Here is a 24,558-nt window from a genome sequence, read left to right on the forward strand (position 1 = left end):
GCTTCGTTGTCGCCTAGGTCGACGGCTCGCCGTTGCAGCCGCGGTCGCTCACGCATGAATGGGTCCGCGTCCTTTCGAAGACAAGGCTTCCACGCATCCGCTTCCATGACCTTCGGCACACGCATGCCTCACAGATGCTATCGGCCGGCGTCCACCCAAAGGTCGCCAGCGAACGCCTTGGGCATTCGTCGATCGGCATCACGCTCGACCTATATTCGCACGTCATGCCGGGAATGCAGGCAGACGCCGCCGAAGCTGTTGACGCGGCGATCAGGAGCGCGGTAAAGCCCGGTAGCTGAGCGCGTTCGGTAGCAAAATGGTAGCAGCGGCCCAAATGGCCGAGGTCAAAACGCCAAAAACGCTAACGAAAACAATACTTGGAGGGATGGCCGAGCGGTTTAAGGCACCGGTCTTGAAAACCGGCGTGGGCGCAAGTTCACCGTGGGTTCGAATCCCACTCCCTCCGCCACAACCACAAATAAAATCAATTATTTGCCTGCAGCAAACCGTGTTTGCCATAACCTGCCCGGCCCGCAAAATTGTTGGAGTCAAGGATCAACTAAGCGGTCCCTCCCCGCCCGGCTGCCAATTTGCAATGCCATCTCTTTCCTGCAACTATTCGGGCGGGGTCGAGACCTGCAGGGGGAAGGTACCGGAATGACTGCCGATCGGTGGCTGGTAGCAGCGAGCAATTTTGTCGCCGCGCTTTTTGGTATCTTCGTTGATCTCGCAATATCGGACTTTCCTGGCGTCGAAACGTGGCTTGAGAAATGGCAAACTTTGATCGCCGGCATCCTTGCCGTTGCCGCTGCGGCAATCACTATCCGCCAAATGCAAGTCTCTGACGCCGGGCAGCAGCGGCGACATGAACATCTCATTCGCTTGAGTATGCGATCAGAAGCGCTCGCTGTGTTGCGGGCACATACGGTGCTTACTCCAATGTTTTTGGGGATCGCGGAGGGCTTTCGTACTGCACTCGGGCGACAGGAGATAGGCGCCCCCTTCGAGACACATATTGATGCCCTCGAACATGCCTTGGCGAATGACGAAATGCGAGCAGTGAGACCTTTCCTCGGCTAGTTCATCCCCGAGAACGGCGGCGGCGCGTCGGGGTGAGACTCAAGAAATCGTCGCCGACCGCTCATCTGCGCGAAGGCGAAGCCGGCATCATCGACATGTAGGTGGGATCAGATGGACGAACCGCTACTTTGCAGGCGGCGCGTTCGGGTCTGGGCAATCAAGGCTTGACAATTGCACACACGGGGAAGGCCGATCGCCTACGCCGCCATAACGTTCCACGAGTTTTGCAAATCCGTAGGCGAAGGCGAAAAGAAGCGCCAGGACAACCACTATTCGGATGGCCATGGGGGATTGTAGCAGGATCCCGCATAGGATTGAGCATACCGCAAATTGCAACATCCTCGATGTGACCATCCGTTTTTGCTGCCCGACCACAGCACGGCGACAGCAGCTCTCGGCTCTATCCGAGAGAACCGAAAGCGAAGTAGCCGCTTAGCGCTGGCGCTTGTCCGGCGTCACTGCATGGGTGGTGAACTGAAGGTTCCGGTCGTCCCGGCCGCCCGGCATTCGTGGCAGAAGATCACTTTGATCAGATCACAGTGCAGGCATCTATGATCCGGCCCGAGGCGCTTCACCAGCTCTGCCACGTCCAGGACGGCGCTGCGCTTGCAGATGAGACAGCCTACCGACAGACCTGTGCCGGCTTCGAGCTTTTTGCCAAGCGTGTTTCTACGAAGGGGAATTTCATTGTCATGGCGATCTCGCTGAACGGGGTCGCCGCACCGGGAAGGATTATATTCCTGAGTCAGAGAGCGAAGGCAAGACGATCGCTCATCGAAGCACCCACCAAACGATGGCGGCACACTGCAAAAACAGGAGCGCGGCACACGCGATCAATATACCTCTTTGCGCTCCCCACCATGGCGGCTCAGCGGGCACAAGCCCGAACTGCCGGGCACGCTCCATAGCGATTTTCAGCAGGGCTGCAGATGTTTCGCGCGGCGTCCACCCTTGAGCTTCCGAGGCAGTCACCAAGGCTTTGACTGCGGCTTCCAAGGCGACTTCACAGTTGACGTCCCGATCTGGGCTACCTTCTGGCAATATGGGCGGTTGAACGGCTCGGGACATGCACAAAAAAGCGAGTAGCGGATGAAAGGTTCCCGCGTTTTGACGGACATGCAAGGCAGCCCTGCGAGCGCCCGTTTGCCGGCCGCTATCCTACAGCGCATCTGTCGCCGATGTGGCCCCAGCTACCAGCCCAAATGGATTATCTGGGAAAGATCGGCGATGTCGCCATAGATCATCGAACCTTTGACGAGAAAACACTTGCCACCCAGGACCTCGAAGATTGGGCTTGAGGCGGTGCAAACCGGCGGAACCTTGCGGTCCTTGGCTTCGGCATAGCCGACGCTGATCGCGAGGATAGCGAGAGCAATGAGAGTCGTTTTGCTCATATCGAACCCCTAAAGCCAACTGGCTTCTTGGGCCGCAAAACCGGGTTGCCTGCCCTTAAGTAGCATCGGACCATGATGGCTTCATTCTATCGATTGGAGACGCGGGCTCATCTTTTTGCCGTAGGCGCAAAGACGGGTTCGCTTCGCCAGCGAGATGGCATCGCTACCGGCTGGCATCAGCCAATCGATCGCCGCGACCTTCGGCAGGTCACCTGGCATTCGACGCCAGTCCATGAGCCGTTGGAGATGGATGCCTGATTGGTTCCGTTAGCTGGCGCCAACAACTGGTGCGAAGACGCCATGTGCATGGGGATTCACAACCCCCCGGATTTGATCTAGTCTTCCCGCTCGAAGAAATCGCAGGTGGCAACCATGGAAGCGATGTTCGATGACCTCTCGGCGGCTCTCAGGGAGCCACGTACAGACGTTTGGGGCAAGGCCCGCGTCTTGGCCCTAGACTTCGCCGGCAAGCTTTTCCTGGGCATTGCCATCGGGCTCGGCATTGCCATCGGAATGGCCATCGCCGGTTAGCACTATCGGGAATGTCGCCCGCTGCGGAGCCGCTACAGCGTCTTTGCTGTCCGCTGTTAGAACATACCGCTTTTGGGCTTGCGATTGGCCTAGGGATCGCGTTGGCCCACCTACTACATTAGCATAGATTATATTCGGAGACGAACATACCATCCAGCGTTTTCAGGCGCTTGTGGGGATCTTCCAATGCGCACAATTCTGGCTCTAGCCGCGCTAACAAGCTGTTTCGCTCTCTGGGATCGACTTGCGAGCGACGAGTCCTATAGCGCCACTTTGCAGCGAAACATTTTTGGTAGAGTGCTTTCTAGATGAATTGCTCGCTGATCTAACAGTTGCTGAACCCGCAAGGCTGGCGCCAGCCAGCCGTGCTAAACGGCTGGCGTCGTCCATTCTGGAGCACAGCCATGACCTCTCCCATTGGAAGCCAGCACAACGCTGCTGGCGCGGTGCAGCGTACCAACAGACCTCAGCCCTCACCCGAGGGGACCTTTCCCGGCAAGAGCGCCGACAGCGTCGGCCATCTCGCGAAGGCCTCGGTTTTGGAAACGGGCGACACCGAGCCGGGCGCGCAAGGTCGAGCGGCATCTCGAATCGCTCGGATGGACCTCACCTTGCTTCCGCCGACTGGCTCGGGTGATGGCCAGGTGCCGGATACAGGAAGCGACGGCGACGGCGTTGCGGGTCAAGACGCAGGAGACAACGCCATCGGCTGACCCGCCCAAACAGGTCGGCCCGAATTTTCTTGGCGGCGGGTATTTTTCAGCCTGTCCTGCTGCCGCCGGTATCGTGCCAAGTTTCTGGACAGATGCCTCAGGGCCGGCGCCAACGCTGCTTTCACAAGCGCGTGCGTTTGGTTGATTTATCGGACAAGATATGATGCTTGTCGCGCCCATGAAAAAGCTCTGCCTGATGGTTCTGGCGTCTCTGACGCTGCCCTGGCCGGCCAAGGCGATGGACAACACGCTTCGCGCCGGCCTGCTGAAACTCGATCCTGAAACTCGTCTCGAACAGCGCTGCGACGCTGAGGTGCTCGATCGGATCAGCCACGACGACCACAAATTCAAGGCCGACCGTGTGGTGGCCTATGCCTTCGCCACGCCGCAGATGAGCGCCGATGCGATCAAGAGCCCCGGTGCCGCCTTCCGCAGCAAGGGTCAATGGTACCGGCTGAAGTTCAAGTGCCAGACCGCGCCCGACCACATGCAGGTGCTGCAGTTCCGCTACAAGATCGGTGACGAGATCCCGGAAACCGACTGGTCAAAATACAACCTTTACGACTGACGGATTGCCCGCGGTGGAACGGGACGGCCGGCAAGCGCTTGTTCCTGTTCGTTCCCTTGACGTGCGGAAACCATGCACGTAGAGCAATCCCAGAAAAAGCGCGCAGTGGTTTTTCCGTCCGGAATTGCGTGAAAACAATGACTTAGAGAGGGTCGGCGATTCTATCGAACGTTGAGCTGCTCTACCGTCGGAACATTCGACGATCGATACACGGCGAACAGGGAAGAGCTTCCAGACGATGGATATTTTCAGCGCCGCGAGCCTGACAGCCCTTCTTCAGGTCATCGCGATCGACCTGGTGCTTGCAGGCGACAATGCCATCGTCATCGGGCTGGCGGCCGCCGGCCTGCCCACGGAGCAGCGCAAAAAGGCAATTCTGATCGGCGTGTTGGCTGCAACGGTGCTGCGCATCCTGTTCGCGGCGGTCACGGTCAAGCTGCTTGCCATCGTCGGTCTGCTGCTCGCCGGCGGCATCCTGCTGTTGTGGGTATGCTGGAAGATGTATCGCGAGCTGCGCACCTCCCAAGCCGACGAGCAGGAGGCGACGGAGGCGCTGGCCAATTCCGATCTCGACGGCGACAAGGCGATTGCCGGCAAGGCGCCGCGCAAGACGCTTGGCCAGGCGGCGCTGCAGATCGTCATCGCGGATGTGTCGATGTCGCTGGACAACGTTCTGGCCGTCGCCGGCGCCGCGCGGGATCATTTCTGGGTGCTGATCATCGGGCTCGTGCTGTCGATCGGCTTGATGGGCCTTGCCGCGAGCTTCATTGCCCGGCTGCTGCACCGCTACCGCTGGATTGCCTATGTCGGCCTGGCGATCATCCTCTACGTCGCACTCGACATGGTCTACCGCGGCGCGATGGAGGTCTGGCCGCACGTCAACAACGCAGTGAGCTGACGCCGCCACCTTACGCGGGCTTCGGCCGGCCGATGATCCGGCACTTCGCATTGCGTTTTGCCGCAGCAAGGGCCAACCCATACCAATGCCGCAATTAGTGTGGTATTGCGCCGCCGATCCCGAAAAAGCCTGGAAAACCTTATGTCTGCCCCTCGTGTCAGTTTCGTCAGCCTTGGATGCCCGAAGGCGCTCGTCGATTCCGAGCGCATCATCACGCGGCTGCGTGCCGAAGGTTACGAGATCGCCCGCAAGCATGACGGCGCGGACCTCGTCGTCGTCAACACTTGCGGCTTCCTCGATTCCGCGCGCGACGAGTCGCTCAATGCCATCGGCTCCGCCCTATCGGAAAACGGCCGTGTCATCGTCACCGGCTGCCTCGGCGCCGAGCCGGAGGTGATCCGCGAGAAGCACCCCAATGTGCTGGCGATCACCGGTCCGCAGGCCTATGAGAGCGTGATGGCGGCCGTGCATGAGGCCGCCCCGCCGAGCCACGATCCCTATGTCGATCTCCTGCCGCCGCAGGGCGTGAAGCTCACGCCGCGGCATTACGCCTATCTCAAGATTTCGGAAGGGTGCAACAACCGCTGCACCTTCTGCATCATCCCGGCGCTGCGCGGCGACCTCGTCTCGCGGCCGGCGGCGGACGTGCTGCGCGAGGCCGAGAAGCTCGCCAAAGCCGGCGTCAAGGAGATCCTCGTCATCTCCCAGGACACCAGCGCCTACGGCATCGACATCAAGTACCAGACGAGCCTGTTCGGCGATCGCGAGGTGCGGGCGAAATTCCTCGACCTCGCCGAGGAGCTCGGCAAGCTCGGCATCTGGGTACGCATGCACTATGTGTACCCCTACCCGCATGTCGCCGACGTCATTCCGCTGATGGCGGAGGGCAAGATCCTTCCCTATCTCGACATCCCTTTCCAGCATGCCTCGCCGCAGGTGCTGAAGAACATGCGCCGTCCCGCTCATGGCGAAAAGACGCTGGAGCGGATCCGCGGCTGGCGTGAGGTCTGCCCGGATCTTGCCATCCGCTCGACCTTCATCGTCGGCTTCCCCGGCGAGACCGAAGACGATTTCCAGATGCTGCTCGACTGGCTGGACGAGGCAAAAATCGACCGCGCCGGCTGCTTCAAATACGAACCGGTCAAGGGCGCGCGTTCCAACGACCTCGGCCTGGAGCAGGTGCCGCAGGACATCAAGGAGGCGCGCTGGCACCGCTTCATGCAGCGCCAGCAGAAGATCTCGGCAACGCAGCTCGCCAGGAAGGTCGGCAAGCGCCTGCCGGTGCTGATTGACGAGGCGCATGGCGCCTCGGCCAAGGGCCGCACCAAGTACGACGCGCCCGAGATCGACGGCTCCGTGCATATCCAGTCGCGGCGGCCGCTGCGTGCCGGCGAGATCGTCACCGTCAAGATCGACCGCGCCGACGCTTACGATCTGTACGGTACCGCGGTTTAGATTCAAACATCTTCGAGCGGCCAACACTCGGACGGACCAGCTCAGGATTGATGGCGGGCCGGTCCGGTTTCACCACGTTCCCGCGGGATGGCAAAGCCGCCGAAAGGGCGCCTCTGCGGCGCCCTCAGACTGTTGACCGCCGCGTTTCGTTAGAGCTTCACCGCTTCGATTGCAGCCAGGGAACGGTCGATCACCTGATTGAGAGTCTCATCCAGGCGCATGCCCGTCGATTCGGCCGCGACCACCGACAGCCGTGCAGCAAATCCTAAATGGTAGTCCACGAACCAATCAGGGCGCGGTTCCGGCTCCGGAAACGGTCCCCACCACGGGGGAAGCTTCGGTATCTTCGGTCGCGTAGGGCACCAATCGTCAAGGTCGTTCAACAGCGCCTTCATATCGAGTCCGCCTCGCTCGGCCACCCACGCGTAGCGGACAAATTCGTCAGCAACCGCGGCGCCCAGTTCATGCGGCGGCAGCGGCTGAGGATTGAGTGCGATTTGCGCAAGGCGGCCCTGCGGTCCGCGCGGGATGACATCGAAGATGGCGGGAATGCGTTTCCCGATGATTGCCAAAAGCTTTTTATTCAATTGCATAAGACCTCCTTCTACGGGCGCTTGTCACGCCAGCTGATTTCGTCTGAACTGCATGATCAGCATGGAAGTAGAGGTCATTGACGTATGTGAAAGCGGTCACGGAACCGGTCACAGATATTGCACCGGACGCGTGAAGGTGTGGATCTCAAGAAAAAGCTGGAGTGAGGTGTGGTTTCAAATACTTGTCGCGCAAAGCCGTCGAACGACCCCTCGCCGACTGGCCAACGCTAAGTACAGCTTCCGCCTGAGGCGGGGAGTCTTGCCAATCCATCTTACAAGCGAATTCTGGTATTCGCTCAAGCCATAGACAAACATCCGCCCAAATCAGACATGGGTCGTCAGCAGTCTGAGGGCGCCCACAAGGCGCCCTCCTTCGGTTCGAAAATTTGTTGCCGCTTACTGCGGCAGCTTGTCGTCGATGCCTTTGACGTAGAAGTTCATGCCGAGAAGCGTGCCGTCGTCGGCGACCTCGCCGTCCTTCAGCCAAGGCGAGCCGTCCTGCTTGGACACCGGGCCGGTGAAGGGGTTCCATCCGTCGGCGATCTTCTTCGTGGTCGCCTCCGCCATTGCCTTGACGTCGTCGGGCATGTTGGTGAAGGGAGCCAGCTTAACCGCGCCGTCCTTGATGCCCAGCCACACATTGTCCGGCTTCCAGGTGCCGTCCAGCGCTGCCTGGACGCGGCTGATATAGTACGGGCCCCACTCGTCGGTCAGCGCAGTCAACTGCGCGTTCGGCGCGAACTTGATCATGTCGGACGACTGGCCGAAGCCGTGCAGCTTGCGTTCCTCGGCGACCTGCAGGGCGGCGGTGGAGTCGGTATGCTGGACGATGATGTCGGCGCCCTGGTCGAACAGCGCCTTGGCCGCGTCGGCTTCCTTGCCCGGATCGAACCAGGAGTTCACCCACACGATCTTGACCTTGAAATCGGGATTGACCGACTGCGCGCCGAGCATGAAGGAGTTGATGCCCATCACCACTTCCGGGATCGGGAAGGAGACGATGTAGCCGGCCAGCCCCTTCTTCGATTCCTTGGCGGCGATCTGGCCGAGCACATAGCGGCCTTCATAGAAGCGTGCGTTATAGATGCCGAGATTGTCGCCGGTCTTGTAGCCGGTGGCATGCTCGAACATCACCTTGGGAAACTTCTTGGCCACCTTCACCTCGGCGTCCATGAAGCCGAACGAGGTGCCGAAGATGATCTTGCACTTCTCGCGCGCCAGGCGCTCGAAGGCGCGGTCGGCGTCGGGGCCTTCCGAGACGTTTTCGAGATACGCGGTCTCGACCTTGTCGCCGAGCGCCTTCTCGACCTCGAGCCGGCCCTGGTCGTGCTGGTAGGAATAGCCGAAGTCGCCGATCGGACCCGTATAGACCCAGCAGGCCTTGAGCTTGTCGGCCGCCTCGGCGGTCGCCGCCAGCGACAGGGCCGCGACCGTGGTCATCAGCGCAATAAGCAGTTTTTTCATCGTGTTACCTCTCTGAGTTAAGCCTTGGAGCTTCCCGTCTTTTTGTTGTCGTCAACGATCCGGAACGAATGGCTGCCCCAACGAAGCCGGCGTGTTCATCATCGTCAACCGCTTGTTGCGCGAGATTAGAACGAGAACCACGATGGTTGCCAGATAGGGCAGTGAAGAAAGAAACTGTGAGGGCACGGGAATGCCAAAAGCCTGTGCATGAAGCTGGCCGATCCACACCGCGCCGAAGATATAGGCGCCGGCCAGCACCCGCCACGGACGCCAGGAGGCGAACACTACCAGCGCCAGCGCGATCCAGCCGCGGCCCGCACTCATGTTCTCCACCCATTGCGGCGTGTAGACGAGCGACAGGTGCCCGCCGGCAAGGCCGGCGCAGGCGCCGCCGAAGATCACGGCGAGATAGCGGTAGCGGATGACCTTGATGCCCAGCGCATGCGCCGACGAGTGGCTGTCGCCGATCGAGCGGAGGGTGAGGCCGGTGCGCGTCTTGAACAGGAACCACATCACGGCGGCGGTGAGCGCGATCGAGATGTAGAACAGAGGATCCTGGCCGAAGATCAGCCTGCCGACGACCGGGATCGAGCTCAGGCCGGGGATGCTGAGGTTTGGCAGCCTGACGCCGGGTTGTCCGACGAAGCTCGTGCCGATCATGCCGGAAAGGCCGAGTCCGAGCAGCGTCAGCGACAGGCCGGTCGCCACCTGGTTGGTGGCCAGGGACAGTGTCATGACGGCAAAGAGCAGCGAAAACAGCGCGCCGACGATGATCGCGGCAAGCAGGCCGATCCAGGGCGATCCGGTGAGGTAGCCGGCGCCGAAGCCGCCGACGGCGCCCATGATCATCATGCCTTCGACGCCGAGGTTGAGCACGCCGGAGCGCTCGACCACCAGTTCGCCGATCGCCGCGATCAGCAGCGGTGTTGCCGCGGTCGCGATGGTCAAAAGGATGTTGACGGTGATGTCCATCAGCGGGCCTCCTCCAGCTTGGGCGCGGCCTCGAGTTTCGGCGCGGCAAGGCCGATCAGACGAATGCGGTAGTGGATCAGTGTGTCGCAGCCGAGTACGAAGAACAAAAGCATACCCTGGAACACCCGCGCCACCTTGTCGGAGATGCCGAGCGCGCTCTGCACCGCCTCGCCGCCGAGATAGGTCAGCGCCAGCACAAGGCCCGCGGCGACGATGCCCAGCGGATTGAGCCGGCCGAGGAAGGCCACGATGATGGCGGTGAAACCGTAGCCGGGCGAGATCACCGGTTGCAGCTGGCCGATGGCGCCGGACACCTCCGAGATGCCGGCAAGACCAGCCAGCGCGCCGGACAGCAGGAAGGTGAAAAACACCATCTTGCTGAAACCGAAGCCGGCGAAGCGCCCTGCCCTCGGGCTCGAGCCCATCACGCGGACCTCAAAACCCTTCAGCATGCGGCTCATCATCAGCCAGATCGCAACAGCCGCGACCAGCGCGAACACAAAACCCCAATTGGCGCGGCCGGCATCCGGCATCAGCTCCGGCAGGACAGCCGAGTCGCCGAACTGGATGGTCTGCGGAAAACCATGGCCCTGCGGGTCGCGCCAGGGTCCGCGCACCAGCCAGTCGAGGAAGAGCTGCGCGACATAGACCAGCATCAGGCTGGTCAGGATCTCGTTGGTGCTGAAGCGGGTCTTCAGCAGCGCCGGGATGGCCGCATAGAGTGCGCCGCCGACCATGCCGAGCAAGAGCATCAGCGGCAGCACGAGCGGGCCTTCGAATTGAGGGAACAGCACCGGGATGATCGAGCCGAAGATGCCACCAAGGATGAACTGTCCCTCGGCGCCGATGTTCCAGATGTTGGCCCTGTAGCAGACCGACAGGCCGACCGCGATCAGGATCAGGGGGGCTGCCTTGATCGCCAGCTCGTGCAATTGCCACACCTCGCTGACCGGCTGAATGAAATAGATATTGAAAGCCTCGAGCGGATTGACGCCGAGCAATGCGAACAGAACCGCGCCGGCAATCATCGTCAGCGCGAAGGCGATGAAAGGCGAGAGCACCGAAAACAGCGCCGAGCGCTGCGGGCGTTTGACCAGTTCGAGGCGCATCATGCCGTCTCCAGGGTGTGTTCGGCGTGGCCGGGTTCGGCGCCGCCCATCAACAGGCCGATCTTCTCGAAGGTGGCTTCGGCGATCGGCAGCGGCGCGGACAATTCGCCGTTGTGCATGACCGCGATCGCGTCCGTCAGTTCGAACAATTCGTCGAGGTCCTGGCTGATGACAAGAACCGCCGAGCCGCTGCGGGCAAGCTCGATCAGTGCCTGGCGGATATGGGCGGCGGCACCGGCATCCACGCCCCAGGTCGGCTGGTTGACGACCATGACGCTCGGCTTGCGGTCGAGCTCGCGGCCGACGATGAATTTCTGCAGGTTGCCGCCGGAGAGCGCCGCCGCCTCAGGGTCCGGCGCGCTCTTGCGCACGTCCATCGCGGTGATGATGCGCTGGGCGGCGCTGTAGACGGAAGCATTCTTGACCATGCCGCCGGAGCCGACGAAGGACTTGCCGTCGGTCGCGTGGCGCGACAGCAGCAGGTTCTCCGAGAGCTTCATCCGCGGCGCCGCGCCATGGCCGAGGCGTTCTTCCGGCACGAAGGCGGCGCCCATCAGCCGCCGGCCCGTGATCGAAAGGCCGCCGGCATCCTTGCCGCGGATGCGCACGGAACCGGCATCCTGCTGCAGCACTTCGCCGGAGACGGATTCGAAGAATTCGCCCTGGCCGTTGCCGGCGACGCCGGCGATGCCGATCACCTCGCCGGCGCGTACCCTGAGGTTGATGTTCTTGAGCGGGATTGCGAACGGCGTCGCAGGCTTGCGGGTGAGCCCGCGGATCTCCAGCAGCGCCGGCGCCGTCTCGATACCTTCGGCTGGCGCGCGCACCACCGGCTTCACCTCGTTGCCGACCATCATGCGGGCGAGCGATGAGGCCGTCTCCTGGCGCGGATTGCAGTGGCCGACCACCTTGCCGTGGCGCAGCACGGTGGCGCGGTCGCAGATGCGTTTGACCTCTTCCAGCCGGTGCGAGATGTAGAGGATCGACTTTCCTTCTGCGCGCAGCCGCTCCAGCGTCTCGAACAGCTTGTCGGCTTCCTGCGGCGTCAGCACCGAGGTCGGCTCGTCGAGAATGATGAGTTGCGGCGTCTGCAGCAGGCAGCGGATGATCTCGATGCGCTGGCGCTCGCCGACGGAAAGGTCGCCGACCAGCGATTCCGGATCGAGCGGCAGGCCGTAGCTGTATGACAGCGCCCTCGCCTTCGCCGCGATCGTGCTGATCGGCGAGCCGTCGTTGAGCGACAGCGCGATGTTCTCGGCCGCCGTCAGCGCTTCGAACAGCGAGAAATGCTGGAAGACCATGCCGATGCCGAGCTTTTTGGCCACGCCCGGGTTGGTGATCTGGACAGCTTGACCGTCCCAGAAGATCTCGCCCGAGTTCGGCTCTAGCGAGCCAAACAGCATCTTGACCAACGTTGACTTGCCGGCGCCGTTCTCACCCAGCAGCGCGTGGATCTCGCCTCCGGCAATGTTGAGATCGACATGATCGCACGCCGTCAGCGTGCCGAAAATCTTCGTAAGGCCGCGAACCTCCAGCAGGTTCGCCTTGTCATGATTTGCACTCACAGTGCCTCCCATCCAGTTTCCCCGGATATGTTCTGTGTTCCCGCTGGTATCGTATGCGCGGCCGGCTTCTGTCGGAAAGCGGCACCCAACTTGAAAGAGCTTCAAGAATTCCTGCGGAAACTCAAGGGGTAAGATAGGCCTGTTGAGGGCAAGAGGGAAACCGGTAAGCTTTTCGGGCAAACCATGTCTTCAGGCGCGGCAAGGCGCTGAAGAACAAGGCAGCCGGCTTAAGGGATGAGGATGGTCGTGCCGGTCGTCTTGCGGCCCTCGAGATCCGATTGCGCTTGCGCCGCGTCCTTCAGCGCGTAGCGCTGGTTGATCTTGATCTCCACGGCGCCGCCCAGCACCACGTCGAAGAGCGCTTGCGCCGACGCCACAAGGTCCTCGCGTTTGGCATTGTAGACGAAGATCGTCGGCCGGGTTGCGTAGAGCGAGCCTTTCTGCGCCAGAAGCGATATCGAGAACGGCGGGATCGGCCCCGACGACTGGCCGAAGCTGACGAACGTGCCGAGCGGTCTCAGGCAGTCGAGCGAAGCGGGAAACGTGTCGTTGCCGACGGAATCATAGACGACGTCGCATTTCCGGCCAGCGGTGATTGCGGCGACGCCGGCGACGAAATCCTGCTCCTTGTAGTTGATGACATGGTCGAAACCATGCGCTTTCGCGAGCTCGATCTTGTCGGCGGAACTCGCCGTACCAATCACGGTTGCGCCGAGATGCTTTGCCCATTGGCCAAGGATCAGGCCGACACCGCCGGCGGCGGCATGGTAGAGGATCGTGTCGCCAGCCTTCACCTTGTAGGTGCGGCGCAGCAGATATTCGGCCGTCATGCCTTTCATCATCATGGCCGCCGCCTGCTCGTCGCTGATGCCGTCCGGCACCTTCACCACGCGGTCGGCGGCGATTACGCGTTCCTCGGAATACGCACCCACGTTGACGGCATAGGCGATGCGGTCGCCGGGCTTCAGCCAGTCGACGCCGGCGCCTACCGCCAGCACCACGCCGGCGGCTTCGCCGCCCGGGACCAGCGGGAACCCGCCTGGCGGTGGATATAGGCCCGAGCGATGATAGACGTCGATGAAGTTGAGGCCGATCGCGGTATGCCTGATCAGGATCTGCCCGGTGCCCGGCTGGCCAGGATCGGCGTCCTCATAGGTCAGGACTTCGGGGCCGCCATGGGCGTGAATGCGGATTGCCTTGGACATCGCTCAACTTTCTCGGGGAAGGACAGGAGCTAGATCTAGGATCAGGATTTCTTGGCGCCAAGATCGGGAAACAACTGCATGATGCCCCCGATGCAGGCGAGATAGAGGCCGGTGAAGGTGATGCCGATCTTGGTGAAGTCGCTGACCTGTTCACCCAGGACGCCGATCTGGTTGTAGAAGCTGGCGAGTGCGGACTGCGCCAGCGCAAGCGCGCCGAAGGCGCACCATAGAAGGGTCATACCGAGATTGAGCGGCCTGAGCCTCACCACCCGCACCGGATGGATGAAGTTGATCGGCAGGAAGGTTAGGATGCCGGCGACCACGACGACGGCGAAGGAAACCCACGGTCCCGGTTCGATGACGAAGAGCGTGAACACCACCATGTTCCAGACGACAGGGAAACCTTTGAAGAAATTTTCCTTCGTCTTCATGCCGGTATCTGCATAGTAGATCGCGCTCGACACTACGATTATCGCAGCCGACAGGAACGACAGCCTCTCGCCCATGAAGCCGCGCTGGTAGAGCGCGAAGGCCGGGATGAGGACGTAGGTGACGTAGTCGATGATGTTGTCGAGGAGCTCGCCCGACCAGGTCGGCAGGATCTCCTTGACCTCGAGCTTTCTCGCGATCGGGCCGTCGATGCCGTCGACGAAGAGCGCCAATCCGAGCCACCAGAACATCGCCGTCCAGCGCTCCTCGCTCGCCGCCACCAGCGATAGGAAAGCTAGGAACGAGCCGGACGCGGTGAGCAGATGCACAGAGAACGCGCGCGCTTGCGGCCATGTCACTTTCTTCTTCGGTCGCGGAATCCGCTCCGCGATTTTCTTGGCCGCTTTCCTGGCCGTCTTCCCGGGCGATGTGTTCTTGCTCACGGGCCCCGCCAATCCAGCTTGCATATTTCGGCCGAGCGGCCAGCGAAATTCCAGTTGCGGCCGAAGGCGCGCATCTTGCTCTTGTCCGACTTCGCCACGGTGATTTCCGGAGCGATCCAGTATTCGGAATTGGTGATAACCGTGTCCTTCTCGCGGTCCTTGCCGGGTATCGGCGTCACCGCGCCGTCGATGATCTTCGGTATCTGGAAGATACGCGTCCTGTCACGCGTCTCGTAAGTGATCGGCACCTGCTCGACGCCGAGGAATTTTCCGACCAGGATCGACAGCAGCGACGTAGTGCCGCCGGCCTTGCCGGTGAAGATCCTGGTCAGCGCCTTCGCCGCGTAGATCGACGCGCGCTTGTCGATGAACAGACCCGCGGTCCAATTGCCGCGGCTCATATAGCCCGGGATTTCCATGATCAAGCCGAGATTGAGGCCGGAGAGGTCCACCTCGCCGAAATGGCCGGCGTCGACGCGGAACCCCGCCCAGGTCTGGCAATAGCCCTCGGTCGGCGGGTGGCTGCCGAGCGACAGAACGCAGGGGCAGAAAACCGTGCAATTGCAGGAGAGCACCAACTCTCCCTTCATCGCCCAGCTCTGATCCGTCATCGAATTCTCCCCTCACGTCGAAACTAATAGCAGGGCGGCGGCCCATACAAGCAGTATCGCACCGGCGACCTGGCTCGCCACCCTGCCGGCGGTCTGTTTTTCGATCAGGGTGAACAGGCCGATCAGCGCCATCCAGAAGATGTTCATCGCGCCAACGGCGAACATCACCAGCATCAGCGCCCAGCAACAGCCGAGGCACCAGACGCCCTGCTCCGTCCCAAGGCGAAAGATGCGCGCCGTTTTCGCGCTCCAGTTGGCGAACAGGAGCGAGAACGGATTGCGGCACTTCTCAAGACACGCCTGCTTCAAGCCGCTGAACTGATAGAGGCCGGCAATCGCCAGGGCGACCGCCCCGGTAATCCCGACGACAGGTTCAAGCACCTGCCCGAAGGCGGCAAAACCATAGACCGAAAGTGTCAGCGCGGCGAACGCCACCGAGGCGGCAAGCCAGGTCGCGAGGTAGCCCGCAACCAGAACCAGCGGGTGGACGACGGGCTCGCCCTTGATCCGAGCGGTATCCGCAATCTCGCAATAGGTGCGGATCATCGGCGCCGCCGAGGGCAGCATCGTCGCCACGGCCATCAGGAACCACATCAGGACGAGCGCCGACGCCTGCACGCCTACGGAGCCTGCAAGTGGTGACGGCGCAAGGCACAATGCGAAAAAGCGGTCGAGGAAATCCGGCAGCGGCAATCGCGGCAGGTCCTTGAGCAGCGCATCGCCCGGAGCGCCGCTGGCGAGGCGGGCTTCGGCGCCGCGGATCGCCATGGCAGCGAGGATAAGCCAGGCTAGCACCATGCCCGCGCCGATGGTGAGCGTCACCGCGAGGCGCGGTCGCCGCGCGAGCCCCGCCGTGGCGCGGCCGGCTCGGTCGAGATGGCTGAAATCGTGCTCCTGGCCGGTCATGGCAATCGAATGAGCCGAATCGACGCGTTGATCAAGTCTGCCGATCTGACCTATATCCACGTATGGACCCAACGGGTCGCCCTTCACTATGGAAGCCTCGCGTGGAGCACAACGACAAAGCCCGCATACTGGTTGCCGGCAGCGGCCCGGCCGGCCTGATCGCGGCACTCGGCTTTGCCGAGGCGAGCTTTGCCGTGACACTGGCAGGCCCCGAGGCCGCCACCGGCGATGGCCGCACCACGGCCCTCATGAACCCTGCCCTCAAGGTGCTCGATCGGCTGGGCGCGCTTGCCGAGCTCAAGCCGCAGGCTGCGCCGCTGAAGGTGATGCGCATTGTCGATGCGACGCGCCGGCTGATCCGCAGCCCGACCGTCACCTTTCGCGCCAGCGAGATCGGCGAGGAGCAGTTCGGGCTCAACCTGCCGAACAAGGTCCTCATCCCGGTGCTCGCCAAGGCTGTCGCCGCTCACCCGGGCATCGAGTGGCGAAAATCGATGGTGGAGACGTGGCGGCTCGATGCTGACCGGGCACATGCCAGCCTCGCCGATGGCAGCGAGGTCTCCGCGTCGCTGGCGGTCGCCGCCGACGGGCGCCTGTCGCCGGCGCGCGAAGCAGCCGGCATCAAAGCCTCCGCCCGCTCGTATCCGCAGTCGGCGCTCGTCCTCAATTTCGGCCATCGCAGCGAGCACGGCTTCATCTCGACCGAATTCCACACCGAAACCGGGCCGTTCACGCAGGTTCCGTTGCCGGGCAGGCGTTCCAGCCTGGTCTGGGTAGTGAAGCCGGAAACGGCGCAGGAACTCGCAGCGCTCGACGATGCCACGCTGTCCGCCCGGGTCGAGGAGCAGATGCAGTCGATGCTCGGCCGGGTCTCGGTCGAGCCCGGCCGCCAGGTCTACCCGCTGTCTGCCGCGTCGCCCGGCCGCTTCGCGCAAAACCGTGTGGCGCTTGTCGGCGAGGCTGCTCATGTCTTCCCGCCGATCGGCGCGCAAGGCCTCAACCTCGGCATCAGGGATATCGATGATCTCATTGGAATAGCCAGCGAAAACCGCGACGATCCCGGGTCAAGGCTGAGCCTCGCCGCCTATGACACAAGGCGCAGGCCCGATATCCTGGCGCGCAGCAGCGCCGTGAACCTGCTCAACATGTCGCTGCTGTCCGACATGCTGCCGGCGCAGCTGGCGCGCAGCGCCGGCCTCGGCGTGCTGGGCAGCTTCGCGCCGCTACGCGCCTTCTTCATGAGTGAAGGTCTGCGGCCCGGCAGCGGCTTTCGCGCGCTCGCCGGCGGCCTGAGGAAAGAGGTTGGCCGGTAGGCCGACACATCTGGACTGTGCGCTTTCCGGTCGCGAAACCTTTGCGTCCATCGGACCCGTGACCTGGCAGCGAGATGGCGGCATTTAATCCGGCCGGCATCTGCGCCAAATGGTATCACGCCGAAAGTCGGGGTCGATTTTTGGCTGCGTGACGTGTAAATTCAAGACCTTAGGCGCCTTGCGCGCAAGCCATTGACGGCGCCTTTGCGCGTCCGAAAGGACGCGCGGCGCTGTAAGTGGTGAGTGCGATGAAAACGGCCAAATTCGCGATCGGACAAGTGGTTCGCCACCGGCTGTTCCCGTTCCGGGGCGTGATCTTCGATGTCGATCCGCAATTCGCCAATACCGAAGAATGGTATGAAGCCATTCCCGCGGAAATGCGTCCGCGCAAGGACCAGCCTTTCTATCACCTTCTCGCCGAGAATTCCGAAACTGAATACATCGCCTACGTGTCCGAGCAGAACCTGCTCGAGGACCGGTCCGGCGAGCCGGTGCGGCATCCGCAGATCGGCGAGATGTTCGACAAGCTGCCGAACGGGCGCTACGAACCGAAACGCCACTCGAAGCACTGATAGTGCTGAACTGCACCAACAAAAAAGCGGGGCGCTTGCCCCGCTTTTTGCATGCTGGAGCAAACGCTCCGGCGATCAGTTGGCGGTCTTCGCCTTGTCCTGCTCTTCCTTGAGCTTCTTGGCGAAGTCCTGGTTGTTCTTGGCGACGAAGTCCTGCAGCTTCTTCTGCCGGTCCTCGATGTCGGACTGCTGCAGCGGCGGGCCGTCATAGGCGCCGCTGAAGCCGGTCAGCGCGACCTTGATCGGGTTCGGCTGGTTCTGGAAGTTGACCGAGGTGAGCGTGATCTGCTGGCCCTTCTTGAAGGAGGCGACGAGCTGGTCGGTCAGCGGCACTTCGGCCACGCAGCGGTCGGGGAAGCAGATCACGTAGTCGAGCTTCTGCGCCTTGCCGGCATCGATCTGCAGGCCGATGCCCGGAGGAACGAGACGGCCGGTCGGCACCGTGACCTGGAACACCTTGCGGTTCACCTTGCCCTTGAGCTCGATCAGGCTGACGCCGGTGACGAGCTGGCCATTGCCGGCGGTGACAATGTTCTGCACGTTGCAGATATCGACGTCTTCCTGCTTGGTGCAGGCCTTGAACCAGCCCTGCGGAATCTGCGGCTGCTGCTGCGCCGAGGCGGTGAAAAGCCCGGCGCCCAGGACGCCGACCACGCCTGCGGCCAGCACCGAAAGGCGATACGCGTTGCTCGTCATATGGTGCACTTTCCTCTCAAATGATCCCGGGGACCAGCTTCTTCGTGCCGTGTGGTCCCGCTACCTGTTGCCCAAATGAGGCGACAGCATGACTTCGGAGCGCGTGTTACACTGCCAGCGGCGCCGAATCCAGCCCGGTTTCCGCGATTTCTTGCTGGTTTCTCCTCCCTGGACGGCCCTCGATTGGCGATGCACTGGCCGAACCCAATTTCCACCGGCGTGCGCCGATTCAATCGGCCGGCGAAATGCTCTAGGGTGCGTGTCGAATCACAAAGCTGCCCGGCAAGGAGACGGTCATGGACCGCGTTCTCGTTCGGCTGATCGCCGCGACCTCATTTCTGGCCGTCTCGCTGCTTCCGGCTTTGTCGGAACCGAAGCACGGCATCGCCATGCAGGGCGAGCCGGCGCTGCCTGCTAACTATGCTCATTTCGACTACGTCAATCCCGATGCGCCGAAGGGCGGCAGCGTCACCTATTGCGTCGTCGGCAGTTTCGACAATCTCAACCCCTTCATCCTGAAGAGCCTCCGCACCACCGCGCGCGGCATGATCGACACGGTCTACGGCAACCTCGTGTTCGAGCCGTTGATGCAGCGCAACTACAACGAGCCCTTCAGCCTCTACGGCCTACTCGCCGACAGCGCCGACATGGATCCCGAGCGCAAGAGCATCGAGTTCCACCTCAACCCCAATGCCAAATGGTCGGATGGCCAGCCGGTGACGCCGGAAGACGTCCTGTTCACCTACGACGTGTTCAAGGACAAGGGCCGCCCGCCCTACAGCGACCGCATGAGCATGATCGCCACGCTGGAGAAGACCGGCGACCACAGCGTGAAGTTCACGTTCAACGACAAGGCCAATCGCGAATTCCCGCTGATCATCGCGCTGACCCCTATCGTCCCCAAGCATGCCTTCGACAAGGAAACTTTCGACAAGACGACGCTGAAGCCGCTGATGGGCAGCGGCCCCTATACCGTGGACAAGGTGCAGCCCGGGCAGCGCATCGTCTTCAAACGCAATCCCGATTATTGGGGCAAGGACATCCCCTCGAAGCGCGGCTTCGACAATTTCGACCGGATCACTATCGAGTACTTCCTCAACGCCAACGCCAAGACGGAAGCGTTCAAGAAGGGCATCTGCGCCCTCGACGACGAGACCGATCCGGTCAAGCGCGACCGCGATATCGACTTCCCGGCCTTCCGCAAGGGTGACGTGAAGCAGGAATATTTCGACACCGGCATTCCACCCGTGGTGACGGGCTTCCTGTTCAACACCAGGCTGCCGAAGTTTTCCGATCCGGTCGTGCGGCGCGCGCTCGGCATGCTCTACGACTTCGAGTGGGCGAACAAGAACCTGTTCGCCGGCAAATTCAACCGCACCATGAGCTTCTGGCAGAACTCAGAGCTGTCCGCGCTCGGCCATCCGGCCGACGAGCGGGAGAAGGCCCTGCTTGCCCCCTACCCCGGCCGCGTGCCTGCCGAGATGATGGACGGCACCTGGCGGCCGCCGGTGACCGACGGCTCCGGCCAGGACCGCAAGGTGCTGCGAGCGGCTTTCGAGCTCCTGAAAGGCGCCGGCTATCACGTGGAGGACGGCCGGATGCTCGATCCCCGGGGCAATCTTTTCGGCTTCGAGATCATGACGTCATCGCAGGACGAGGAGCGGCTTGCGGCCCTCTATCAACGCACGCTGGAGAAGCTCGGCATCGATGTCACCATCCGCAGCCTCGACGGCGACCAGATCCAGTCGCGCAAGCAGCGGTTCGACTTCGAGGTTCTGATCGGCACAAGCGGCTTCAACAATTCGCTGTCGCCCGGCAGCGAGCAGGTTGGGCGCTGGGGATCTGCCGCGGCCAGGCATGAAGGTTCGTTCAACCTGGCAGGCGTTGCCGACCCCGCGGTCGACGCGGCGATCAACGCGATGCTGAATGCCCGCGCCAAGGAAGATTATGTCGCCGCGGTGCGCGTTCTCGATCGGCTGCTGATCTCCGGCAACTACATCGTGCCCATGCAGTACAACACGCAGCAGTGGGTTGCTTACTGGAGCTACCTGGAACATCCGCAAAAGACCCCCATATTCGGCTATCAGCTGCCGGCATGGTGGCGAAAGCCCAACTGACGCAAAACCCCACCTGACATGGACAAAGCAAGGAGACGAGCATGAGCGCCGAGAACTCCATCACTGTCGATGTGGTGTCCGACGTCGTCTGCCCCTGGTGCTTCATCGGCCAGAAGCGGCTGGACAAGGCGATTGCCGCTGCCGGCGATGTCGAGGTGCATGTGCGCTGGCGGCCCTTCCAGCTCGATCCGACCATTCCGCAAGGCGGCATGGATCGCCGCGAATACATGCTGGGCAAATTCGGCAGCGAGGAACGTATCCGCCAGATCCATGCGCGCATAGAACCGCTCGGCGAAGCGGAAGGCATCGATTTCGCCTTCGGCGCCATCAAAGTCGCGCCCAACACGCTGGACGCGCACCGTGTCATACGCTGGGCGGGTGCCGCCGACGAGGACGTGCAGAATCGGCTGGTGCGCCGCCTCTTCCAGCTGAATTTCGAGGAAGGCGCCAATCTCGGGGACCATGCCGTGCTGGCCAAGGCCGCCCGCGAGGCCGGCATGGACGCCTCCGTGGTGGAAACGCTTTTGCCGACCGACGCCGATGTCGATGCCGTGCGCAACGAGATCGCCACCGCCTCGCGCATGGGCATCACCGGCGTGCCCTGCTTCCTGCTCGAAGGCAAATATGCCGTGATGGGCGCGCAGGATGCCGACACGCTTGCCGACGCCATCCGCCAGGTAGCCCAGGCCAAGGCGCGCGGCGAGCTGGAAACGGTGGGCTGAGCAATTCCAGGAAAAGTGTGAGACGTTAGGCTCGGCGACTTCCGCCGTAGCCTTCCGTCCGGAATTGCGTCAAAAAAAGAGAGAGTCTACTTAACCGTCACCTTGGCCCTGCTGACGAAGAAGCCGTGGCCGCTGCTGCTCGTGCAGGTCAATCCCTTCCTCGACGACAGGCACGTGAACGGCCCCTTGCTCCAGCTGTTGCCGTAGCCGAGCTTGGTCACGTCGCTGCAGCAGCCTTGCTCGCCGGGGTTCTTGACAAGCGTCGCCGGTCGCTTCGGCCCCAAGATCACCGTCACGTAGCTCGGCTCGACACGGGAACAGACCAGCTCCGGCCCGCCGTCCTGCGGCTGGTATGTGCCGGTGCCGCCCTTCGGCGTGTAGATGCAGCCGATTTTGCCGGACGGCGTGTTGAATTCGACCTGGCCTTCGGCGCTCGCCGGGATCGTCTGATTGCCGGCATATGCCTGCGGCAGCCAGGCGAAGGCCGCGAGCATCGCGGCCGAAAAGATCCGTGCAGACATCCTGATCCCCTCGATGCGGACTGATCGCCCACGCAGATTCCATCCTGACGGACGAAATTGTCAAATGCCGTCGACTATGCAGGCAAGCGCCCCGGCTTCAGCCCTCGATACCGACCGCCGGCCCGAGATGTTTCGTCCAAGCTGCATAGCGGTGGTCGAGAATGCGACGCTGCAAGCAAGACCATTTCTGGACCTCTCGCGGCTCCGCGAAGGATGATTTAGAGCGAGCCGCAGGTGATCACCGGCGGCTCTTTTTTGTGCGTTTCGGCCACCTCCCGCCCGCGAATCGAGCTGATTGCCGCTCCATTTTCTTCACAAAACCGTGTTTTCTGCTTCCCTAAGGGAAAGCCGATCCAGGGTGAAATTCATATCGCCAAGCAGCTGGAATAAAACACGAATCCGTTTCCGGAAGATATTAGCCGGCCATGTACTTCTGTTGCTTTCATGCCACTGCAGGTAACCCTGTTCACATTCGGGGGCAGAAAAATAATGGAAAATGATCAATTGGTGTTACCATGTGTAACAAAACAAGAAAGGTTTGGGCGGGATCGTGATTCGGGTCGGTAGACCGCGACGTACAGTACCGGAGCAAACAACCAACGAGGCAAAGACCTCGTTCCTGACGCCGGTATCGTCGATGCGCACTTTCTGGGGGCTAATGCGAGCCTACTGGTTCTCCGACCGGTGGAAGGAAGCCTGGACCCTCACCCTCGTCATTGCGCTGCTGACAGCGCTCTCCAGCAAGGCCGGCGTGTGGTTTGCCATGGCGTTGGGCGAGCTCGGCAATTCGATCGCCTTCCTCCACGATGCCGCCAACACCCATCCGTTGCAGACAATTCTGACCAATGCCGGCATACTGGTGCTGCTGGTTGTGCTGAAAGATGCCGGTTTCACCGGCGTACGCAATCTCGTTTCAACGACCTTGCACCGTAAATGGCGAGGCTGGCTGGACAGCCAGTTCAACCAAGCCCTGCTCGACGGCAATCACACGCATTTCCATGCCCAGCATGGTTCGGCGGCTGGCGGAATCGTCGCTCCCGACAACATCGACCAGCGCATCCAGGAATCGATCAAGGACATGACCGGCGGCGCGATCGGCCTTGCCATGGGCGTGCTGGGGGTCGCGACCTCGCTCTACTTCGTCGGTGAGAATCTCATCGGAGCCTCGGTGGAGGTCAAAGGGCTGGAGTTCCTCGGCAGCTACGGCACTGCGGTGCTGGCTTTCCTTGCCGTCGCCACATACGTGCCGCTGAACACCTGGATCGCGGTCAAGTTGGGGCGGCTGCTCGAGCGGCTCAACGTCCGCATGCAGCAGGCAGAGGGCAGCTACCGCGCCGAACTGACTACATTCCTGCGCCGCAGCTTCCACGTCGCCGCCTCGCATGGCGAAGGGGTGCAAAAGTCGATGCACGACAGGCTTTATGTCGATATCGACAAAACGTGGGGTCGGCTCAATGTCGTCAACACCAGCTACACCTCGTTCGAGCTGATTTACAATTTCATCGGCGCCCGTATTGTTGCCTACGGACCGGGTCTCGTGTCGTTCTTCCATAACCGCCTGGACTACAAAGGCTACATCACCGGCTCCGAAATGGTCGCCCAGTTGATCAGCCAATGCTCGTGGTTCATCCATGTGATGCCGGCGATCGCCACGCTTCGGGCCAACAGCCAGCGCGTGACCGAGCTCGCCAATGCCATCGAGAACGTCCAGCAGCCGCAGGAGTTCTATCGCCAAACCGGCCGCTCCGACTTCATCTATGGCAGCCAAAACCCTGTCTTCGGCCTTACCATCCAGAAGCTTGAGCTGGCGCATCAGGGCGAGGATGCTACGCCCTTCCTCAGCGCCGCCAACCTGCGCTTCCGCCGTGGCGAGTGGACCTTCCTCAAGGGCGAGTCCGGTTCCGGCAAGACCTCGCTGATCAAAGCGATCAACGGCCTGTGGCCCTATGGCCGCGGCACCATCGTGTTCCCCGAAGGGGTGACGAGCTTCTACGCCGCCCAGGAGGTCAAGCTGCAGCAGGTTTCGCTGAAGCAGCTCGTCTGCCTGCCGGGCTCGGAAAACGATCACAGCGACATGCAGGTGGCGGCGGCCCTGCACAAGGCCGGCCTCGGCGACTTCATCGGGCACCTGCCCGACGAAAGCCGCGGGGGCAAGATCTGGGATCAGGTCCTGTCAGGCGGCCAGAAGCAGAAGCTGGTGGTCGCCCGTATCATCCTGCAGCAGCCCGGGCTGCTGTTCCTCGACGAGGCGACCGGCGCGCTCGACCCCGAAGGCAAGATCGCCTTCCACGAGGCGATCAAGGCCAATTGCGCGGACGTCACGGTGATCAGCGTGATGCACGAGGCCGTGCCGCCGCGGTCGCTCTCCGGAGAGGAATTCTACCACAGCGTCGTCGCGATCAACGACGGTGTCGCGACCAAGAAGCCGCTGGCCCCCACTCTGCCGCGCGAACTCACGACCATCCTCGCGCAGCCCAGGCCCGCCGAGGACAAATGGCTGCGCTTCCGGCGGCTGAAGCAGAAATAGCAGTTAGGCCAAGCCCTTGAGGATGCCGCGGCTCCAAGCCGACTGTCTTTGATCACGGTCTCGCGATCCCGCCCTCCTGCGCCCTTTCCGGCGTCCTTTGCGATTGACTCGGCAAAAACCGCTCCTATGTTGCGCCCGCTCGCTGATTTCTAAC

25 protein-coding genes and 1 tRNA gene are annotated in these 24,558 nt (G+C 62.1%); 13 read left to right on the forward strand and 13 right to left on the reverse strand.

From position 1 onward, the window contains the following. The first annotated feature begins 32 nt into the window (after positions 1 to 32). Both EH240_RS38440 and EH240_RS09195 read left to right on the forward strand, forming a co-directional pair. Positions 33 to 299, forward strand: coding sequence for a tyrosine-type recombinase/integrase (locus EH240_RS38440; protein ID WP_206075240.1), 267 nt, complete (start codon positions 33 to 35; stop codon positions 297 to 299). An 80-nt stretch (positions 300 to 379) separates the two neighbouring features. Further along, positions 380 to 469, forward strand: a tRNA-Ser gene (locus EH240_RS09195). 146 nt (positions 470 to 615) lie between these two features. Here the strand turns inward: EH240_RS09195 and EH240_RS09200 are convergent. Together EH240_RS09200 and EH240_RS09210 are read right to left on the reverse strand one after the other, a co-directional pair. Beyond that, on the reverse strand, positions 616 to 867 hold the full coding sequence (locus EH240_RS09200) for a hypothetical protein (protein WP_124997380.1): 252 nt from the start codon (positions 865 to 867) through the stop codon (positions 616 to 618). Positions 868 to 2,270: 1,403 nt separating this feature from the next. Next, a complete protein-coding gene (locus EH240_RS09210) occupies positions 2,271 to 2,474 on the reverse strand; it encodes a hypothetical protein (protein WP_124997384.1) in 204 nt (67 codons plus the stop codon). A gap of 372 nt (positions 2,475 to 2,846) precedes the next feature. Between EH240_RS09210 and EH240_RS37865 the strand changes: the two genes are divergently transcribed. The 5 genes from EH240_RS37865 to rimO all read left to right on the forward strand — a co-directional run bounded on the left by EH240_RS37865 (position 2,847) and on the right by rimO (position 6,639). After that, complete coding sequence (locus tag EH240_RS37865) at positions 2,847 to 3,005, forward strand: hypothetical protein (RefSeq protein ID WP_167483971.1); 159 nt, start codon at positions 2,847 to 2,849, stop codon at positions 3,003 to 3,005. Between the two features lie 404 nt (positions 3,006 to 3,409). After that, complete coding sequence (locus EH240_RS09215; RefSeq protein WP_245435886.1) at positions 3,410 to 3,718, forward strand: hypothetical protein; 309 nt, start codon at positions 3,410 to 3,412, stop codon at positions 3,716 to 3,718. Between the two features lie 160 nt (positions 3,719 to 3,878). Continuing rightward, positions 3,879 to 4,286 (forward strand): DUF930 domain-containing protein, encoded by a 408-nt coding sequence (locus tag EH240_RS09220; RefSeq protein WP_167483972.1) that lies wholly within the window; start codon positions 3,879 to 3,881, stop codon positions 4,284 to 4,286. Positions 4,287 to 4,524: 238 nt separating this feature from the next. Next, complete coding sequence (locus EH240_RS09225; protein ID WP_124997386.1) at positions 4,525 to 5,184, forward strand: TerC family protein; 660 nt, start codon at positions 4,525 to 4,527, stop codon at positions 5,182 to 5,184. A 141-nt stretch (positions 5,185 to 5,325) separates the two neighbouring features. Continuing rightward, positions 5,326 to 6,639 carry a 30S ribosomal protein S12 methylthiotransferase RimO gene (gene rimO, locus EH240_RS09230; protein WP_124997388.1) on the forward strand — a complete coding sequence of 438 codons (1,314 nt, stop codon included), beginning with the start codon at positions 5,326 to 5,328 and terminating at the stop codon, positions 6,637 to 6,639. Between the two features lie 149 nt (positions 6,640 to 6,788). On the opposite strand, the gene EH240_RS09235 is transcribed toward rimO, so the two are convergent. The 9 genes from EH240_RS09235 to EH240_RS09275 all read right to left on the reverse strand — a co-directional run bounded on the left by EH240_RS09235 (position 6,789) and on the right by EH240_RS09275 (position 15,936). Next, entirely contained in the window at positions 6,789 to 7,232 is a 444-nt protein-coding gene (locus EH240_RS09235) for a hypothetical protein (RefSeq protein WP_124997390.1), read from the reverse strand. Between the two features lie 396 nt (positions 7,233 to 7,628). Then, on the reverse strand, positions 7,629 to 8,696 hold the full coding sequence (locus EH240_RS09240) for a BMP family ABC transporter substrate-binding protein (RefSeq protein ID WP_124997392.1): 1,068 nt from the start codon (positions 8,694 to 8,696) through the stop codon (positions 7,629 to 7,631). A gap of 51 nt (positions 8,697 to 8,747) precedes the next feature. Next, positions 8,748 to 9,668, reverse strand: a complete 921-nt coding sequence (locus EH240_RS09245; protein WP_124997394.1) for an ABC transporter permease — start codon at positions 9,666 to 9,668, stop codon at positions 8,748 to 8,750. Further along, positions 9,668 to 10,780, reverse strand: a complete 1,113-nt coding sequence (locus EH240_RS09250) for an ABC transporter permease (protein WP_124997396.1) — start codon at positions 10,778 to 10,780, stop codon at positions 9,668 to 9,670. The genes EH240_RS09245 and EH240_RS09250 overlap by 1 nt, the downstream gene beginning before the upstream one ends. Then, entirely contained in the window at positions 10,777 to 12,354 is a 1,578-nt protein-coding gene (locus tag EH240_RS09255; protein ID WP_167483973.1) for an ABC transporter ATP-binding protein, read from the reverse strand. Before EH240_RS09255 ends, EH240_RS09250 begins: the two co-directional genes overlap by 4 nt. 215 nt (positions 12,355 to 12,569) lie before the next feature. Next, positions 12,570 to 13,547, reverse strand: a complete 978-nt coding sequence (locus EH240_RS09260; RefSeq protein WP_124997400.1) for a quinone oxidoreductase family protein — start codon at positions 13,545 to 13,547, stop codon at positions 12,570 to 12,572. Between the two features lie 41 nt (positions 13,548 to 13,588). After that, on the reverse strand, positions 13,589 to 14,443 hold the full coding sequence (gene pcsA / locus EH240_RS09265) for a phosphatidylcholine synthase (protein WP_425374777.1): 855 nt from the start codon (positions 14,441 to 14,443) through the stop codon (positions 13,589 to 13,591). Then, positions 14,416 to 15,030 (reverse strand): DUF1326 domain-containing protein, encoded by a 615-nt coding sequence (locus EH240_RS09270; protein WP_124997404.1) that lies wholly within the window; start codon positions 15,028 to 15,030, stop codon positions 14,416 to 14,418. The genes pcsA and EH240_RS09270 overlap by 28 nt, the downstream gene beginning before the upstream one ends. A 12-nt stretch (positions 15,031 to 15,042) precedes the next feature. Beyond that, entirely contained in the window at positions 15,043 to 15,936 is an 894-nt protein-coding gene (locus tag EH240_RS09275; protein ID WP_124997406.1) for a DUF2182 domain-containing protein, read from the reverse strand. Between the two features lie 101 nt (positions 15,937 to 16,037). On the opposite strand from EH240_RS09275, the gene EH240_RS09280 reads away from it, so the two are divergent. Next, positions 16,038 to 17,249, forward strand: coding sequence for a UbiH/UbiF family hydroxylase (locus EH240_RS09280; RefSeq protein WP_124997408.1), 1,212 nt, complete (start codon positions 16,038 to 16,040; stop codon positions 17,247 to 17,249). Between the two features lie 248 nt (positions 17,250 to 17,497). Further along, positions 17,498 to 17,821, forward strand: a complete 324-nt coding sequence (gene hspQ, locus EH240_RS09285) for a heat shock protein HspQ (protein WP_167483974.1) — start codon at positions 17,498 to 17,500, stop codon at positions 17,819 to 17,821. A 75-nt stretch (positions 17,822 to 17,896) separates the two neighbouring features. Here hspQ and EH240_RS09290 read toward each other — a convergent pair whose 3' ends face one another. Beyond that, positions 17,897 to 18,517, reverse strand: coding sequence for an invasion associated locus B family protein (locus EH240_RS09290; protein ID WP_210325009.1), 621 nt, complete (start codon positions 18,515 to 18,517; stop codon positions 17,897 to 17,899). Positions 18,518 to 18,813: 296 nt separating this feature from the next. On the opposite strand from EH240_RS09290, the gene EH240_RS09295 reads away from it, so the two are divergent. Both EH240_RS09295 and EH240_RS09300 read left to right on the forward strand, forming a co-directional pair. Further along, on the forward strand, positions 18,814 to 20,634 hold the full coding sequence (locus tag EH240_RS09295; RefSeq protein WP_124997414.1) for an extracellular solute-binding protein: 1,821 nt from the start codon (positions 18,814 to 18,816) through the stop codon (positions 20,632 to 20,634). 41 nt (positions 20,635 to 20,675) lie between these two features. Beyond that, positions 20,676 to 21,356 carry a DsbA family oxidoreductase gene (locus EH240_RS09300; RefSeq protein WP_124997416.1) on the forward strand — a complete coding sequence of 227 codons (681 nt, stop codon included), beginning with the start codon at positions 20,676 to 20,678 and terminating at the stop codon, positions 21,354 to 21,356. Positions 21,357 to 21,442: 86 nt separating this feature from the next. On the opposite strand, the gene EH240_RS09305 is transcribed toward EH240_RS09300, so the two are convergent. Then, positions 21,443 to 21,877: a hypothetical protein gene (locus EH240_RS09305; protein WP_124997418.1), complete on the reverse strand. Its 435-nt coding sequence runs from the start codon at positions 21,875 to 21,877 to the stop codon at positions 21,443 to 21,445. 234 nt (positions 21,878 to 22,111) lie between these two features. On the opposite strand from EH240_RS09305, the gene EH240_RS37870 reads away from it, so the two are divergent. Both EH240_RS37870 and EH240_RS09310 read left to right on the forward strand, forming a co-directional pair. Beyond that, complete coding sequence (locus tag EH240_RS37870) at positions 22,112 to 22,267, forward strand: hypothetical protein (RefSeq protein WP_167483975.1); 156 nt, start codon at positions 22,112 to 22,114, stop codon at positions 22,265 to 22,267. 247 nt (positions 22,268 to 22,514) lie between these two features. Further along, the gene (locus EH240_RS09310; protein WP_167483976.1) at positions 22,515 to 24,404 is read left to right on the forward strand and encodes an ABC transporter ATP-binding protein/permease; all 1,890 of its coding nucleotides are present in this window, start codon (positions 22,515 to 22,517) and stop codon (positions 24,402 to 24,404) included. Positions 24,405 to 24,558 lie beyond the last annotated feature (154 nt).

The sequence above is a fragment of the Mesorhizobium tamadayense genome (genome assembly GCF_003863365.1).
Classification (GTDB): Bacteria; Pseudomonadota; Alphaproteobacteria; order Rhizobiales; family Rhizobiaceae; genus Mesorhizobium; species Mesorhizobium tamadayense.